The organism is Bradyrhizobium canariense (assembly GCF_900105125.1).
In the GTDB taxonomy this organism is placed as follows: domain Bacteria; phylum Pseudomonadota; class Alphaproteobacteria; order Rhizobiales; family Xanthobacteraceae; genus Bradyrhizobium; species Bradyrhizobium canariense_A.
This window is the reverse complement of the sequence record NZ_LT629750.1, coordinates 5,704,753-5,721,492: the sequence shown is the minus strand read 5'-3', so window position 1 is coordinate 5,721,492 and position 16,740 is coordinate 5,704,753. Positions and strand designations below refer to the sequence as shown.

Sequence of the window (16,740 nt, the reverse complement as noted above, 5' to 3'; positions counted from 1 at the left end):
GTGGCATTGCAGAGGGAAGCAGGGTTTGCGGGCTAACTTGATTGGCGATCCCGGGAAGACTCGAACTTCCGACCTACGGTTTAGGAAACCGTCGCTCTATCCGGCTGAGCTACGGGACCGAAGCACCCGCCGCTGGTAGCGGCGGGTGCTTGAAGGATGAATATCAGAGCGAATGCCAGATCGCCACCCCGGGGATCAGTAGTCAAATTGACCCCGGGGATCAGCGATCCGGCTGACCCCGGGGATCAGGGTCAGGCGGCATAAAGCGCGATCGGCGCCTCGAAACCCTTCAACTGGTACGTCCTTGCCTGGCTACCCACGAGATCCGATTGGGCACGCTGACAGACTTCCCGCGTGACAAGAATCTGGTCGGCGCCGGCGGCGGATTGCGCCCGGGAAGCGGTATTGACGACGGTCCCGATCGCGGTCGGGTCGCGGTGCGAGCGGCCGAATTCCCCGAAGCTGAGTTCGCCGGTGTCAATGCCGATTCCCACCCCCAAATCCGCAGGGGCGAGGCCCAGTCCTTCGACCAGCGACTGGCGCTCGCGGCGCCAGCGGTGCTGGATCTCGCGCGCGGCGCGCACCGCATTCTTCGCATGATCCTCGGTTCTGATCGGAAAATTGAAGACGGCCATGACCGCGTCGCCAATCGTCTTGTTGAGCAGCCCGTCATGCTCCCAAATGGCGCCTGCACATTGGTCGTAGAATGCGTCGAGCAATCCCGAAATGGCGTCCGGCGACAGCGATTGCGACAGGCTGGTATAGCCCCTCAGATCGGCGAACAGCACGGTCGCGTCGGTGGTGACCTTTCGGGCTCGCATCACCTTCGTGAACATCAGCTCGCAGATCGTACAGGTATTGGGATTCATCTTGCTCGGACGAATGCCGAACGCGCGAAATGGCACCGAGAGCACCCCGCGCAGCGGCACCGGCAGGCGCATCTGCTGCCAACACCCGATGCAGATCCTGGCCTGGTGCGGCGTCATGACCTCAGCATCCGCAGGCGATGACGGCTATTGGCGAGACCGGGCCTTCGCCCCTTGGCGCGAAGGCAGCGCCAATGCCTCTTACGATGCGATTAAGTATCCGCCGGGACCAATTGTCAAAGTAAAGCCTCTGTCGAAGTAAAATCTTGACGCGCCCGCACCGCCTCCAACCCGCGGTAAAATCTCGCGCACCTATTTCAACAAACCGCCGCGCTCGGCGACGAGTGCGGCCAGCGGCTCTCCGGCGTCGCCCGCCTCGCTAAATCCGGCGATCACGCCCAACCGGTCCGCCTCGGGGCGGTTCTGGCTCATCTTCCACTTGCCTTCGATCCGGAGAATCGGAATCTCCACGCCGACGATGGCCCTCATCTGCGCCGTGACAAAATCAGGCGGCGCGTCATCGACCTTCCAGGGCGCCGGCCGGCGGCCTTCCCGGCTCAACGTCAGATCGTCGAGCTGGCGGCGCAGCCAGACGTCATCGTTGATGATGCGTGGACGGCCCCAGGCATGGACCGTGGCATAATTCCAGGTCGGGACGACCTTTCCGGTTTCGCGCTTGGTCGCATACCAGGACGGCGTCACGTAATCCTGCGGACCCTGGAACACGACCAGGCACTCTTCGACCGTTTCGAGCTCGCGCCATTGAGGATTGGCCCGCGCGATGTGAAGGCGCAGCGTGCCTTTCTCGGAAATTTGAGGGTCCAACAAAAACGGAAACGGATTTGCGATCAATCCGGCCGGCCCCGCCGTGATCAATAATCCCAGCGGATGCGCATGGATCAGTTCGTGCTGGACTTCGAGACGGTCCTCGCGAAAAGCGGCAGGCTGGTACATGAGGTGGCCTTCGAGCTGATTTCTGATCTCGGCCAGATATAATCAAATTACCAGGAATCTGCATCCGATATGATCCACGTCGGCAGCGGATGCCGGCGCCCAAACGTCACGTCAAAAACGATGACATGATCGCCGACCTTCAAAACGCATCTCGCGCGACGACTTGTCACACATCAGCGCCACGACGACATTCGACACGAGCCAAGCGGCGAGACTTGCTGATCGCCGGGTTGAAAGCGTCTCCAAATTCAAAAACCGTCTATCGTCATCACGATGAGAGCGAGCGGAATCAGTGTCAACGCTGCTGTCGTATTAATTTATGACGAGAGCCACGCAACCTAAGCGCACACGGCGAGCGCTTTCCAATCGCCCTGGAAAAAACTAGTCTATCGCCCTTCGCAGAATTCAAAACTTGATTGGAGCATATTCAACACAAAATCATGTAAAGGGGCATTCCAATGGCAGATCAAAAACCGATCAAAAGAGCAATTACGCTCGGCGGTGGTGGGCCGGCAGCAGGGCTGCATATCGGCGTTCTGGAAGCTCTGCAGTCCCATCGCGACATCAAGTTTGATGTGTGGTCATTATCCTGCATCGGGGCGTGGGTCGGGATCGTTTATAATCAATGGGACGATAAGAAAGTTAGAAATAAAGCCGAACGAACGTATCAGTTCTTCAAGGACGGCGTGTTTCGGGACGACGAAGGTTATGAGCGCTTTCCCATCAACAAGGTATTCGGAACGGATTGGCGCAGCAACATCGACGCGTTCAATGACTTCGTTACCGAGCCTGATAATTACAAAGATTTCCGGTGGCAGCCGTACAAAATGATGGATTCCTTCCAGGAATCCATGGCGATCTTGTCCGATCACATACCTGGCCGCGGCAAGAAGTTCCGGAAATTGGACGAAGGAGACATCAATGGATGGATCCTCAATCAGGTTATGGCGCCCAATCCCTTTGTCCGTTTTCTCACGTCGATGATGTATCTGTCCGATGTCAAGGGTCTGTCCAGGATCAATTATCCGAATAGCGAGTTTATGAAAGAAATAGATTTCGAATACCTGTTCGAGAACAAGGAAGGCGAAACGAGGCCATCCATCTTTCATAACGCCTGGAATCTCGACAAGCAGGAACTCGCGTTTTTCTCCAACAAGCCAATGCAAAGCAAATTTTACCAGGGGGACATTAACGCAAGCACGTTGTGTGCGTGTTCGGCTTTGCCCTTCGTCGAGGGTACCGTAAAGATCGGGGACGATACCTACTGCGAAGGGGCTTTGGTCGACACGGTCAACTTCGAGAGCTTGCTCGAGGAGCACCCCGATCTGGATGAAATTTGGGTGAGCCGGATCGTCGATTCGAAGCAAATACGCAAACCAGAAAACCTTCATGATGCCCTGGCAAATCTCTGCCAGTTGTTTGCGGCGACCGTCGGCGAGGACGATGTCAAGCTGTTCAAATACCATGTCAAGTGTGACACTCCCCACAAGTGGGCAGGCACAGTCGTCGAGATTCACGTGCCGGGTCACATCAATTTCAACTGGAATCACGGCAACCTGAATGAGGGGCGAAAGCTGGGGAAAGCTGCCGCGCAACAAGCGATCGCGGCATATCAGGAACATCTCAAGGCGCAGAAAGCCAAACCTCATAAGGGGCCACATTTTATCAATGAAAATCCCGAAGAAGATCCGAACTGGCAAAGGATGAAAGATAAATATCTCAGAGATCAAAGCTCCACGGCTAAATAAGAATCCAGAGTCGGAGCGGCGGAAGCAACGCCGAGGTGAAGAAGGCTTAAGCTGGGCTTAGCGGGCCCGATTTGGCGTCGCTGTAATCTATTTACCGCAACTGTTCGAGCAAAGCCTTCGCCTGCTTGAGATCCTGCGTATCCCGGCCTTCGGTGAACCAGGCGTAGATCGGTTCGAGAATGTCGATCGCCTCCTCGCGCCTGCCCTGATTGCTCCACAGCGCGGCGAGGTCGGTTGCAACGCGAAGCTCGAGGGCTTTAGCGTGCTGGCTTCTTGCCGTGGTCAACGCCTGGTCGAGCAGTGACTGCGCCTCGGTCCTGGCGTCCGGGGCGCAGCGGACGAGCAGCGCGCGCGCCTTCAGTCGATACAGTTCGGCCTCGAATATCCGTTCGCTGTTGCGGCTGGTTATAGCGAGGCCCTGCTCGATCAGCTCCAGCGCCGCCTCGTATTTGTGCTCCAGCAACAAGGCCGGACACAAGAGCACATACTGCGCCGTAATGCCGAGCTGATAACCGGCGCCGCGGTATTCATTCAACCCGCCCCGGATTTCCTCGAGGGCGTGCGATGAAGGGTCAAGCATGGTCGCGCATATGCCCCGGATGGCCTGCGCCAGCCCGTGCCATTGCCGGAATCCGTGTTCCTCCGACAAGGTCAGACAGCGTTCGGCGTAGCCTTGCGCCGTCGACAGCTCGCCGCGAAGCGCGTGAAGAACAGACGCATAATAACAGGCATAGGCCTGCGAATGCGGGTGGCTGATGGCGTCGGCGCGCTGAATGGCGGCAGCCATCCGTGTGATCGCCGTATCGGCGTCGCCGAGTAGCCACAGGGTCCAGGACATCAGGGCGAGGTTGGCCACTCCCGCATCCTGGCCGGCAGCATGCGCCGCCAACCTATCTTCCTCGCTGCTTGCGTCGAACGCCTCGACAGCCCGTTCGATCACCTCGCGGGCAGCGGTGAGACGTCCCATGAAAAGACGAATCATGGCCTGCCCGCGCATCGCGTTAAGCAACGCCGGTCGATCGCCGCGCGCCTCGGCGAGATGAAGCAGGGAAGCGATGGTTTCCTGGGCCAGCGGCAACTCGCCGCGAATGACGCTCGCGGTGGTCAACCAGAACATGACCTGGAGTTGCTCGGGCGGGTCTCCGAGACGCTCGCACAATTCTCGCGCGCGGGCGAAGGTCGCCATCGATTTGTTCGAGGCCGGCCCCTGGGTCGCGATCAGGCAGGGCCCGAGAGCGAACTGGAAATCAAGCTCCCGCCGGTCCTTTCGTTCGCCGTCGGCCAGATTGCCCAGGGCTTCGATACCTCGCTGCGCGTGCGCGATCGCCTCGAGATTGGCGGAGCGCATGGCGGCCTTCTTGCTGGCCTGCAGCCAATATCCCTGCGCCTTTTCGAACAGCCCGGCCTCGGTGAGATGGTGCGCGATGGTTTCCGGTTGAGCTTCCGCAATTTCCGGGAACCGTTGCTCGAAGGCATCCGCGATCGTGGCATGCAGCGTGGCGCGACGGCTCTTCAGCAGCCCCGAATACGCCGCGTCCCGCACAAGCGCATGCTTGAAGCTATAGATCGCCTGTGGCACCTCGCCCCGGCAGAATATCAACTCCGACCGGACCAATTGGGCCAGCGCTTCCTCAAGTTTCTCTCCGGGCAATCCGGCTACGGTACTGAGCAATTCGTAGGAGAACTCGCGACCGACCACAGCGCCGATCTGAGCAACCTCCCGGACCGGCGCCAATCGGTCGAGCCTTGCCATCAGCGATGCGTGCAATGTCGTTGGTATGGCCATCGACGGCAGCGGACGGTTGAGCACGTACTGATCGTCGCGCTCCTGTAGCAGCCCGGTTTCGAGCACCGTCTTGGTCAGTTCCTCGACAAACAAAGGCACGCCATCGGTACGGGCGAGGATTTGGTCCCTCACCTCCACGGGGAGCGTCTTGCCGGCCGTGACGCGCTCGATCAACGCGGCTCCGTTGCGCCGGCTCAGCCGCGTGAGCGAGACCGTCGTCACATGCGCATGGCCCGGCCAGGGCTGCGTGAACTCCGGCCTGGCGGTGATGAGCAGCAGCACCCTAAGCCGCGACAACCGCTCCAGTGTAACCGTGAGCAGCTCCAGCGAGGTCGGATCGGCCCAATGGATATCCTCAAAGAGGACGAACACAGGTTGCCGCGCCGCCAGGCCAGTGAGCTGAGCCAGGAGCGCCGCCAATGTCATGTCCTTGCGCTTCTGCGGATTGAGCTCGGGCACGCGGTAGCGATCACTGATTGGCAGCGACAGCAGGCCGGCCAGAGGCGGCACCACCTGGTTCGGGTCGGCGTCGGACTGCGTCAGCACGGCCTCGAGCTTGGCGAACTTCTCCGCCGGCGAGTCGCTTCGCTCGAACCGGGCAGCCCGTTCAAGCTGGCGGATGAATGGAAACAACGCGCTGTTGGTGTGGTGCGCCGAGCAGAAATGGCGCACTGCGATGTGGGGCTCGGCCTGGAGCCGCTCCTGAAGCGCCAGCGCAATGTGCGACTTGCCGATGCCCGGCTCTCCGGTCAGCACCACGACGCAGCCTTCACCTTGCGTGCAATGCCGCCAGCGGCGCAGCAGCAGCTCGATCTCTTCTTCACGCCCGATCAGCGGCGTCAATCGGGTCTTGTTGTGCTGCGCCTCGAAGCGGCTTTCCACGCCGCTTGCACCGATCACTTGCCAGGCCGGTATCGGCTCCGCCCATCCCTTGAGCGCGACGGGGCCAAGATTACGGTATTCGAAATGCCCATCGGTGAGGCGGTGGGTACTCTCGGAGATCAGCACCGTACCGGGCTTGGCGAACGTCTGCAGGCGCGCCGCCAAATTCGGCGTCTCACCAATGACGGCCTGCTCCCTGGCCGCGCCCTCGCCGGTCAAATCGCCCACCACCACCATGCCGGTAGCGATGCCAATGCGAACCTGTAGCGCGGCTCCAGTATCGGTATGGAGATTCGCCACGGCGTCGACCAGCGCCAGTCCCGCGCGCGTCGCCAGCTCCGCATCATCCTCGTGGGCCTGAGGATAACCGAAATAGGCAAGCACGCCGTCTCCCATGTAGCGCGCGATGACGCCCTCGCTGCGGGCGATCACCTCGGCGATACAGGTGTGATAGGCGCCGATGACCGTGCGCAAATCTTCCGGATCAAGGCGCGCCGAAAGGGCTGACGAGCCCACCAGATCGCAAAACATCACCGTCAGCTGACGCCGTTCGGCGCTATCGCGCGATACCGAGTTGACCGTGGCTTGAGGAGTTGAGTGAGAGCCCGTATTTAGTTCTGCGATCGCGCGCAGCATCTTGCGCCGATGGCCAAGCAGGACGCCGAGATCCTTGAGATCCTGCTCCGTGAGATCGCGGACGACCGGGAGATCAATGGCGTTCTCGGCAAAGCGCTGAGCGTATTCTCCCAGGCCGATCGATACCAGCCACTCTGCAATACTTGCCATGACAAACCTATGGCTCACGCGTTAAATGTGGCACGTAAGGTAGGCACGCGAAGATGCATTCGGACGTTACCGTACCACAAGCGAGCGCAAAAGCTTTTATGTTTCGCTTGCCCTTGGCGGCGTTTCAATAAGGCACATGCAGCATCGGGAAGCGGAGCCCGTCCCGATCATCGCGGCGTCACAACGGACAAACCAACACGGACAAACCGGCTCGGACACACCGGCTCGGACAGACCGACTTGGGCCGGACGTTGCAACTTCCACCCGGCTTCGAGCCGACGGTTCGAAGGTCGGCCTTCGGTTTGATCGGGATAATTTAGGACAGCCGTCGGCGCGGTCTTCGCGCAGGAACGCCCCAGCCCCCACAACCGTTAACTTGCGCTCTGGAGGGCGCAACCGACGCCTCACTTTTGACGCCGACCCGGCGTCAATTCTTGCGCGTCACTTGGTCGCACACATGGCTCCCAACGCTGTCGCGAGATTTGCTCTGGGCGTTGTCATCGCGCTGTTCATCAGCACGGCGATGCATGCGCGTGATCTCGGCCAGTGGGACGATCCCGCCAATGCCGAACTGAAAAAATGGTATCAGGATTTAAAACAACCGGACAACCCCGTGGCATCCTGTTGCGGCGAAGCCGACGCCTATTGGGCGGATTCTTTCGAGACGACGCCGGACGGTGATTACGTTGCGATCATTACCGACCCGCGCGATGACGCACCGCTACGACGAATTCACCGCGCCATCGGCACCAGGATCGTCGTTCCGAAAAACAAGATCAAATGGGACGAAGGCAATCCCACGGGTCATGGATTGATATTCCTCAATCACGGCGATTACGTTTTTTGCTATCTGCCGCCACTGGGAATCTAACACGCTGCCACGAGCTTCGACCGGGATCAGCAGCCCCGAGCGTATCGGCTGGTGCTGGACTTCCGGGCGCCCCCGGAGTGAAGGCGACAAGACCGGCACATGACGGGCGTTCAAGGCGATTCTCGGTCCTAGACGGCCCTGATCAAGTTACCATGAAGCTGCATCTGGTATGACCGCGGTCGGGAACCGTGCTATCGTGATCCTAGCGTCCGCTTGGGTCATCAGCAGCTTGGCAGTAAGCAGCTAGTCAGTAACATGTCCTCTTCAGACGATTTGACCGGCGCGGGAGACCTGTCTCGCGGTGGCCGGAAAAACCGAAGTTCTCCGTTTCTGGTCCTGGCCGCCGGATTGCTTGTTTTCGCCGCCGCGATCGGCATCGCGCTGCTGGTGATGCGGCCAACCACCCTGCGCATTGCCGTTGGACCATCTGGCAGCGACGACCAGACCCTCATTCAGGCGCTGGCGCAGAGCTTTGCCCGCGACGGGAACTCGATCCGGCTCTCTCTGGTCACCACCGCCGGCCCGCTGGACAGCATCGCCGCGCTCCGGGCCCACAAAGCCGATCTCGCGGTCGCGCGCGGCGATGAGGAAATGCCTGACGGCACCGAATCCGTCGCCATCCTGCGCAAGAATTTCGTGGTGCTGTGGGCAGCGTCGCGCAAGGGATCCGGCAAGCAGGCGAAATCGAAGATCAAGGGGATCGACGATCTCCCGGGTCATCGTGTCGCTGTTGTCGGCAGAACGCAGGTCAACGTCACGCTGCTCCGGGTCATCTTGAAGGAATCCGGCGTCGACCCTGAAAAAGTGGCGATCACGCAATTCAACACCAATCAGGTTGCCGAGATGGTGCGCGATTCCTCCGTCGATGCGTTCATGACGGTCGGCCCGCTCGACAGCAAGGTCACCTCGGAGGCCATTGTCGCGACCACGCGCGCCAGGGGAGAGCCGGTGTTTCTGCCGATCGATGTATCGGAAGCCATCGCCTCACGGCATCCGCTCTACGAATCCGAGGAAATTCCCGGCAGCGCCTTCAGCTCGTCGCCGGCACGACCCGACGACAAGATTGAAACGGTCGCCGTCAATCATCTGATCGTTGCGCCAAAATCCTTGTCCGACGGCACGGTTGCAACGTTTACGCGACAGCTCTTTGCCGCCCGGCCCTCGCTCGCAAAGGAAATGCCAAGTGCCGCGAAAATCGAGAAGCCGGATACCGACAAGGACGCGGCGCTGCCGGCGCACCCGGGAGCCGCGGCTTACATCGACGGCAACGAACGCACGTTCATGGATAATTACAGCGACTACATCTGGGCCGCTGTTTTGCTTTTTTCCGTGCTCGGGTCCGGCGTCGCCTGGTTGCGCCATTATGTGAAGCGTGACGAACGCAGGCTCAATATCCTGCATCGCGAAAAGCTGCTCGCCGCGATCGGGCTGGTGCGGCAGATCAACTCCATCGAAGAACTGGACGCCTTGCAATGTGAGGCCGACGAATTCGTCCGTGAGACGCTCGAATGTTACGACGACGGCGCGATCGAGCAAGGCGACCTCGCCGCCTACAGCCTCGTGCTCGACCAGTTTCACAACGCTGTGGTCGACAGGCGAGCCGCGCTCGGCGCAACCGCCGCCAATCTGCCGCGTATGCGCGTCGGCTAGCGCCTTTGGTTCTGATCTGATTCAGAACCAAAGGCTCCCGTTTTATTTGACGCGTTTTCTTGAACGGGACCGCGCCCCGATCAATGGGTTGCGGGAACCAACATCTCGGCCGGAATCGAATCGCGGCGGTATCCGGGATGATGGACGCGCTCCGGCAAGACGACGGAATCGTGCGTGATCTCCCGATAGGGAATTTGACTGAGCAGATGTGACATACAGTTGAGCCGGGCCTTCTTCTCACCGGGAATAAAAAAGCGGCGCCCTGATAGGCGGGTTGCACATATTTTGGACTCGCGCTGCGCGCACGAGGTACAACAGTACGCATTGCCAAAATGGGACAGCATCACGGTCGCATACAGATGTTGCTCAACCGGCACACAAAAGGGAAAAAAATTCTTATCCCACGCCGGGGAAAAACGCCGAGTCCCGGGTGACAAATCAGCGGATAATGGCGACAATCCGCGAAAATTATGTCTGACGAAGCTGGCTCCGAAATCGCCTTCGAGATTGCTTCGAGATCACCCTGGGAAAATCGTTAGTAGGAAATCGTCAGTGATTGCGTCACGTCCGTCCATGCTGCTGCTCGTCTCGGTCGCCGGCTGCATCGTCTTGCAGCCTTCGCGCGCGCATGCCCAGTGGTGGTCTCATACCCCCGCCGATTTCGAGGAATGCGCCGACGCGGCCGAGAAGGCGGCGACCAAGGAGCAAAAGACGGCGGCGCTTACCGCATGCAACGCGAAATTCGCCGGACGCCGCAAACCGGGCGGCGGCTACACCTATTACGATTTCATGCAGAACCGCAGCTTCGACATCGCCGGTCCAAATCCGACGCCGGAAGAACAGAAGCACATCGACCAGCAATATACCGAGTTTCTGGACCAGCAGCGGCGCGACAGCATCGCAGCCGCATTTGCGGCCAAGCAGCAGCAATTGCAGCAGGCCAACCTGAAGAGCGAGACCGAAAAAGTTCCGTTGCCGGTGCAGGCGCCCAACAAGCCGCAGGCTGCCGCCGCCAATTTGAAGACGCGCGCCAAGGCCGCCGGTTGCGCGGAGCATTCATTCTCCTGCGAATGGCCGCGACTTTCGGAAAGCATCAACGATCTGAAAAAGGCGCTGTTTGGTTCTTCCGCGAGCAAAGCCAAACAACGCGGCTGAACGTTTATTGCGTCATTCCGTGATCGCCTTGGCGGTCACAGTGCAGCTTTAAGGCTGCAGGAGAACGCCAACAAAATTGGATCGGCACGGAATGGCACCGCAGCGGAGTCAGCGCGTGCTGCGATGAGCGCGCTTGATGCGGTGCCGGGAAACCGGCGTAGCCACGGATAGGGCCGGCTCGGGATTCGCTTGCGCGGCACGCTGCTCCTGCAATCTCGCGTCATATCCGGGCGATGGCGTCACCGTCGGCGGCGCAGCGCTCGCCGGCGCCAAAAAAGCCGAGAGCCCAACCATCACAGCGACCACAACGGCAGAGGTTGCGCAAAATCGTTTCATGTCATTCGTTCCGGCTCAATCATGCCGGCTCATTCCCGCCGGCGCGGAGGCATTCGATCCGATCGAAACTCACCTGCGATCATCACCATTTCAAGGCAGCGCGCACCTTGGGCTATCTTTGCGTCCCCCGCCTATGGGCGGATCTGGTCCGGCGTCAGCCCCGGCGAGCCCTTGCCTTCGGCCTCGGCGCGCTTGATCAGCGCAACGATGCGGCGCGACAACGGCACCGGCAAGCCGTGCCGGTCGGCGATCTCGGCGATGACGCCCTGCAGATAATCGATTTCGGTACGGCGGCGGCGCTGCAGATCTTCCCACATCGACGAGCGCGCCTCGGGATCGATCTTCATCGTCCGCCCCAGCAGCGTTTCAAAGACCACATCGGGCAGCCGCAGCAAGGAAGGCGTCCAGCTCGGCGGAATCGGCGTCGGCGACACCGGCCTGATGCCATCCGCCCTGATCGCAGCCAGCCCTTCCGTCATCTGGTCCGCAAACAGCCTGCGCCACGATCGCTGCGCAAGCTGCTGACGCAGCGGCAGCCCGGCAAGTGCATTGAGTGCGTTGTTGAGATTGACCAGCAGCTTGCCCCATTGAACGCCGGCGATGTTGTCCGTGGCGCGCATCGCAAGGCCCGGCGCAGCAAGCCCAGCCGCCGTCCTTGCGTCGTCCTGCTCGATGACGATGTCGCCGGAAGTGGCACGATGAAATCTTCCCTCGCCGGGCGCGATCACATTGAACGGGACCATTCCGGCGAGCACGCGCCGCCCCGGCAAGCGCTGGCGCAGCGCGGCGGTATTGCCGACGCCGTTCTGCAGGCTGACGATGACGGCGTCCGCCGGCGCATGCTCTGCGATGATATCGGCGATTTCAGCGGTATCGGCGCTTTTAACTGTCACCAGCACGACGCCGGCATTGCCCAGAATCGAAGGATCTTCCGACAAAGCAAGCCGGCTCGATGCGATCGTTTGATCGAATCCGCCGAAGCTGGTCAGCCGCAGCCCATGGCTTTCGATTTCACCGATCACGCGCGGACGCGCCAGCAGCGCAACGTTGCGGCCGGCAGCCGTCAGCATGCCGCCGACAAAGCAGCCGATGCTGCCGGCGCCGGCCACCGCGATCGGTCTGTCCGGGATCATTTTCGAATTCCATCAATTACGCTGCAATTTCGATAGCAGACTTTGCCGGACGATGCCGCTCAAAGGCGGCCCCGCGCCGTGGGTCGTGCCTTGTAACCGTCATGTCGCGCCGTTATGTTTTTGGCTCGGGGCGCAGGCAAACGGCAGGAGAGAACCATGGGTTTACTCGACGTACTCAATGGCATGCAGAACGGTCCGCGCGGCCCGAGCAATCCGAGCGCCCAATCCGGCGGGGGAATGTCGCCGATGACCATGGCGATCCTTGGCCTGTTGGCCTGGAAGGCCGTCAAACACCTCACCGGCGGCCAGCCCGGTGCAACTCCGGCGCCCGCCCCCGCACCGGGCAATAGCGCGAACAGCGGTGGCGGAATGGGCGGTCTTGGTGGTCTGATTCCCGGCGGACTAGGTGGTCTGCTCGCCGGCGGTGCCGCGGGAAGCGTGATCAGCGGCGGCCTCGGCGACCTGCTCAAGCAACTCCAGCAAAGCGGCCACGGCGAAACCGCCAATTCCTGGGTAAGCCCGGGCCCCAACAAGCAGATTGCGCCCGGCGATCTCGCCAACGCGCTCGGTGCCGACCAGATCAGCAGCCTGATGTCGCAAAGCGGCCTGTCGCGCGACGAACTGCTCTCGGGCCTCAGCCAGCATTTGCCGGACGTGGTCAACCATTTGACGCCGGACGGACGATTGCCGACCGAAAGCGAGCTATCGGGCCGGATTTGATAGCGGTATGATCGGCCTTTCTTAGTTTAGACCCTGCCTATTCAGCAAAGGACGACAGCCATGAGCGGCATTCTCTGGATCATCATCGTCGGCTTTGTCGCGGGAATTATCGCCCGGTTGGTCTCGCCGGGCCCGAACAATCCGAGCGGCTTCATCCTGACCACGGTGCTCGGCATTGTCGGTGCGTTTCTCGCGACTTTCATTGGCCAGGCCATCGGCCATTACGGGCCGAACCAGGGCGCCGGCTTCATCACCGCGACAATCGGCGCGCTGATCGTGCTGTTCATCTGGAACAGGCTGGTGGCGAGCCACGTGATTTCCGATCCGGGTAATAAGTAAGAGCGGTTGCGAACACCTCAATCGTCATGCCCGGGCATAGCAGTCCGTCTTGAGCAGACGGCGTAAATTTGTCTGCGATCCCGGGCATCCATGTCTTGACGTCATGTCTTGACGGTATGGCAGCAGGAAAGACGTAGATGGCCGGGACGAGCCCGGCCATGACACACAAAAAACCAAGGATCTTACGTAATCAAATGCGCGCCGGCGTCCATGCGGACGATCTCGCCGGTCATGTTGCTCGATTGCGGCGTGGCGAGGAAGTACACCAGCCCCGCGACGTCTTCCGCCGTTGAGGCGCGCTTGAGCGGCACCTTCGCGACCACGGAGTCGCGAACCTTGGCCGCGCCCTCGACGCCGCGGCCTTTGGTGAACCACGGCGTATCGATATAACCGGGACAAACGGTATTGACGCGGATCAGGGGCGCCAGCGCCCGCGCCAGCGAATAGGTGATGGTGTTGAGCGCGCCTTTGCTCGCGGCATAGGCGATCGACGAACCGATGCCGCTGATGCCGGCGACCGACGACACGTTTACGACAGCGGATGCGCGGCCGGACGCCTTGGCGCCCGCTTCCAGCAAAGACCTCGCCGCCCGCACCATCTGGAACGGACCGATGGTGTTGACGCCGAACAGCCGCTGAAAATCCTCCGCCGACAGACCGTCGAGGTTTTCATGCGCCATGTGCTTGGTGATGCCCGCATTGTTGATCAGCGTATCGACGCGGCCCCAGGCCGCTGCCGCCGCGACGATCTTCTTGCAATCCTCGTCACGGGACACATCGCCCTGCACGACGACTACCTCGCCGCCAGCGGTGCGGCAGAGATCGGCGGTCTGTTCGGCTTCCTTCTGGCTGGAGGAATAATTGACCACGATGCGCGCGCCGTCCTTGGCCAGCATGGCTGCGGTCGCAGCCCCCAGGCCGGACGCCGAACCTGTAATGATCGCGCACAAACCTTCCTTCGACATCCGCATTTCCTTTATCTGATCTTGAGCATCCCGCTCGCGTGCGATGCGCGGTCTACCATATCGTGCGGGGGATTGCCCGCAAATCCGTCAAACTCCGTTGCGCGGAATTAATGCTGTTGCCACCGAGACTTATGCCGGCTTCGCAGGCTGCCCTGCGGACATCAATGCTTGTCATGGTGGTGGCTTTTCCTCATCATGCGGCGCAAGAAACGGCCGCATCCGGTGCTTGGCGCAACCGCCGGGCAGGATGCAGCAGATTGAAAACGAGGAACGCTGTGGCGGAGAGTGAGAACATTGTCGCCGAGACCGCGGAAAAGATATTCGCTGATCTCGCCGATGCGCAAACCATCAATCACGACAAGAAAGGCGCGTGGAAAGAGCCGCTATGGCGGGCGCTGACCGAGGCCGGATTGCCGCTGTCATGGGTCCCGGAAGATTGCGGCGGCTCGGGCGCCAGCATGGCCGAGGGCTTTAGCGTGTTGAGCGCGGCCGGCCGTTTCGCCGTCGCCGTGCCGCTCGCCGAGACCATGCTGGCCGGATGGCTGTTGGCGCAAACCAAGATCGCCTCGCCCGACGGCGCGATGACGGTTGCGCCCGCCAGCCCGAAAGATCGCATCACGCTCAATGCCGACGGCACATTGTCCGGCCGCGCCCGCGGCGTGCCGTTCGCGAAAGCCGCCAAGCACATTGCCGTGCTGGCAACGGGCACCGGCGGTTCATCGATCGCGCTGGTCGATGCGGCCGCATGCCGGATCGAGGCCGGCCTCAATCTTGGTGGCGATAACAGCGACACCGTGACGTTCGACAAGGTTTCGCCGATCGTCATCAAGCCCACGCCAAAGGGCTTCGACCAGAGCACGCTGATGCTGATGGGCGGCGTGGCGCGAAGCCTGCAGATTGCCGGCGCGCTGGAATCGATGCTCGACATCAGCGTGCGCTACTCCAACGAGCGCGTCGCGTTCGAAAAGAAGATCTCGAAATTCCAGGCGGTGCAGCACAATCTGGCGCGGCTTGCCGGCGAGTCGGCGGCAGCGCTCGCGGCCGCGACCTCGGCCGCGGATGCGCTCGCCAACGCGACCTCGTTCGACGACGAGGTGTTTCTCGAGGCGGTTTCGGCCAAGATCCGGTGTTCGGAGGCCGCCGAAAAAGGCAGCGCGATCGCCCATCAGGTCCACGGCGCGATCGGCTTTACGATCGAGCACATCCTGCATCGCTATTCGCTGCGGGCGCTGGCATGGCGCGATGATTTCGGCTCCGAGAGCTACTGGGCGGTCGAGCTCGGCAAACTGGTCGCCGCGCGCGGCGCCGACGAGCTGTGGCCGCTGGTCGCCTCGCGCTGATACTTTGAGAAAGTCGAGATTTTAAAATGACCGCAGCTCTCCGTTTCGATCCGATCCGCCTGCCGCCCGAGTGCGAACGCTTACGCAAGGAAGTACGCGCCTTCCTCGCCGACGAGATCGCCGCCGGCACTTTTGATCCGCACAAGCCCAATCGCGAAGATACCGACGCGCCGGAGTTCTCCCGCCGGGTCGGCGAGCGCGGCTGGCTCGGCATGACCTGGCCGAAGAAATATGGCGGTCATGAGCGCAGCTTCCTCGAACGCTATGTGGTGACCGAGGAAATGCGCGTCGCCAACGCGCCGACGCGGCGTTTTTTCGTCGCCGACCGGCAGAGCGGCCCGGTGCTGCTGAAATACGCCCCCGAGCACATCAAGATGGACATCCTGCCGCGCATCTGCCGCGGCGAGGTCTGCTTCGCGATCGGCATGAGCGAGCCCAATTCCGGTTCCGACCTGTTCGCCGCGAAAACCAAGGCGACCAAGACCGATGGCGGCTGGCTGATCAACGGCACCAAGATCTGGACTTCCTCGGCGCATATCGCCGACTACATGATCGCGATCTTCCGTACCTCGCCATCCACCAAGGAAAATCGCCGCCACGGCCTGACCCAGTTCCTGGTCGACATGAAGACCCCGGGCATCAAGGTCAACCCGATCGGCCAGATCACCGGCCAGTTCGAGTTCAATGAAGTGGTCTTCACCGACGCCTTCATGCCCGACGATCATGTGCTGGGCGAAATCGACGGCGCCTGGAAGCAGGCGACCAGCGAACTCGCCTATGAACGCAGTGGCCCGGAACGGTTCCTGGAAACCTATTACGTGCTGACCGAACTGGTTCGCGCGGTCGGACCGAAGCCGGATACCCGCAGCGCCGAAGGCATCGGACGGCTGGTGGCGCAGTTGCACACCATGCGGCGGATGTCGGTTTCGGTGGCGGGCATGCTGCAGGCCGGCAAGGAGCCGGTGGTTGAAGCCTCCATCGTCAAGGACATCGGCACGGTCTGGGAGCAGCAATTACCGCACCGGGTTCGCGATCTCGCCGCCTTCGTCGATGCCGAGGCGACCAATCGCGAGACGCTGGAAAACCAGCTTTCATTCGCGATCAAGACGGCGCCCAAACTCACGATTCAAGGTGGCACCACCGAGGTGCTGCGTGGCATCATCGCGCGCGGGCTCGGTTTGCGCTAGGCGCACGGTTCAGCCCTCGCGC

Annotated in this window: 13 protein-coding genes and 1 tRNA gene; 8 read left to right on the top strand and 6 right to left on the bottom strand. The window is 61.2% G+C overall.

Annotated elements, in window-relative coordinates; translation table 11 throughout:
- Nucleotides 1-42: 42 nt before the first annotated feature.
- The 3 genes from BLV09_RS27105 to BLV09_RS27095 all read right to left on the bottom strand — a co-directional run bounded on the left by BLV09_RS27105 (nt 43) and on the right by BLV09_RS27095 (nt 1,820).
- Nucleotides 43-119 (bottom strand) — tRNA-Arg (locus BLV09_RS27105).
- Between the two features lie 132 nt (nt 120-251).
- A complete protein-coding gene (locus BLV09_RS27100) occupies nt 252-986 on the bottom strand; it encodes an adenylate/guanylate cyclase domain-containing protein (RefSeq protein ID WP_244548830.1) in 735 nt (244 codons plus the stop codon).
- 192 nt (nt 987-1,178) lie between these two features.
- On the bottom strand, nt 1,179-1,820 hold the full coding sequence (locus tag BLV09_RS27095; RefSeq protein ID WP_146689583.1) for an FMN-binding negative transcriptional regulator: 642 nt from the start codon (nt 1,818-1,820) through the stop codon (nt 1,179-1,181).
- Between the two features lie 458 nt (nt 1,821-2,278).
- Between BLV09_RS27095 and BLV09_RS27090 the strand changes: the two genes are divergently transcribed.
- The gene (locus tag BLV09_RS27090) at nt 2,279-3,568 is read left to right on the top strand and encodes a patatin-like phospholipase family protein (protein ID WP_146689582.1); all 1,290 of its coding nucleotides are present in this window, start codon (nt 2,279-2,281) and stop codon (nt 3,566-3,568) included.
- A gap of 91 nt (nt 3,569-3,659) precedes the next feature.
- Here the strand turns inward: BLV09_RS27090 and BLV09_RS27085 are convergent, their stop codons facing one another.
- On the bottom strand, nt 3,660-7,022 hold the full coding sequence (locus BLV09_RS27085) for an AAA family ATPase (protein ID WP_146689581.1): 3,363 nt from the start codon (nt 7,020-7,022) through the stop codon (nt 3,660-3,662).
- A 457-nt stretch (nt 7,023-7,479) separates the two neighbouring features.
- Here BLV09_RS27085 and BLV09_RS27080 point away from each other — a divergent pair, with 457 nt between their 5' ends.
- The 3 genes from BLV09_RS27080 (at nt 7,480) to BLV09_RS27070 (ending at nt 10,698) form a co-directional block, all read left to right on the top strand.
- The gene (locus BLV09_RS27080) at nt 7,480-7,893 is read left to right on the top strand and encodes a hypothetical protein (RefSeq protein WP_244548829.1); all 414 of its coding nucleotides are present in this window, start codon (nt 7,480-7,482) and stop codon (nt 7,891-7,893) included.
- A gap of 255 nt (nt 7,894-8,148) precedes the next feature.
- The gene (locus tag BLV09_RS27075; RefSeq protein ID WP_146689580.1) at nt 8,149-9,543 is read left to right on the top strand and encodes a TAXI family TRAP transporter solute-binding subunit; all 1,395 of its coding nucleotides are present in this window, start codon (nt 8,149-8,151) and stop codon (nt 9,541-9,543) included.
- 573 nt (nt 9,544-10,116) lie between these two features.
- Nucleotides 10,117-10,698 carry a hypothetical protein gene (locus tag BLV09_RS27070; protein ID WP_146691318.1) on the top strand — a complete coding sequence of 194 codons (582 nt, stop codon included), beginning with the start codon at nt 10,117-10,119 and terminating at the stop codon, nt 10,696-10,698.
- Nucleotides 10,699-11,165: 467 nt separating this feature from the next.
- Here BLV09_RS27070 and BLV09_RS27060 read toward each other — a convergent pair whose 3' ends face one another.
- Nucleotides 11,166-12,167: a 2-dehydropantoate 2-reductase gene (locus BLV09_RS27060; protein ID WP_146689579.1), complete on the bottom strand. Its 1,002-nt coding sequence runs from the start codon at nt 12,165-12,167 to the stop codon at nt 11,166-11,168.
- Between the two features lie 156 nt (nt 12,168-12,323).
- Between BLV09_RS27060 and BLV09_RS27055 the strand changes: the two genes are divergently transcribed.
- Entirely contained in the window at nt 12,324-12,887 is a 564-nt protein-coding gene (locus tag BLV09_RS27055) for a YidB family protein (protein WP_146689578.1), read from the top strand.
- A gap of 60 nt (nt 12,888-12,947) precedes the next feature.
- Nucleotides 12,948-13,226, top strand: coding sequence for a GlsB/YeaQ/YmgE family stress response membrane protein (locus tag BLV09_RS27050; protein ID WP_100385282.1), 279 nt, complete (start codon nt 12,948-12,950; stop codon nt 13,224-13,226).
- A gap of 182 nt (nt 13,227-13,408) precedes the next feature.
- Here BLV09_RS27050 and BLV09_RS27045 read toward each other — a convergent pair whose 3' ends face one another.
- Entirely contained in the window at nt 13,409-14,191 is a 783-nt protein-coding gene (locus BLV09_RS27045) for an SDR family NAD(P)-dependent oxidoreductase (protein WP_100385281.1), read from the bottom strand.
- 275 nt (nt 14,192-14,466) lie between these two features.
- On the opposite strand from BLV09_RS27045, the gene BLV09_RS27040 reads away from it, so the two are divergent.
- Both BLV09_RS27040 and BLV09_RS27035 read left to right on the top strand, forming a co-directional pair.
- Nucleotides 14,467-15,531, top strand: coding sequence for an acyl-CoA dehydrogenase family protein (locus BLV09_RS27040; protein WP_146691316.1), 1,065 nt, complete (start codon nt 14,467-14,469; stop codon nt 15,529-15,531).
- A 26-nt stretch (nt 15,532-15,557) separates the two neighbouring features.
- Nucleotides 15,558-16,718, top strand: coding sequence for an acyl-CoA dehydrogenase family protein (locus BLV09_RS27035; protein WP_146689577.1), 1,161 nt, complete (start codon nt 15,558-15,560; stop codon nt 16,716-16,718).
- The last annotated feature ends 22 nt before the right edge of the window (nt 16,719-16,740 follow it).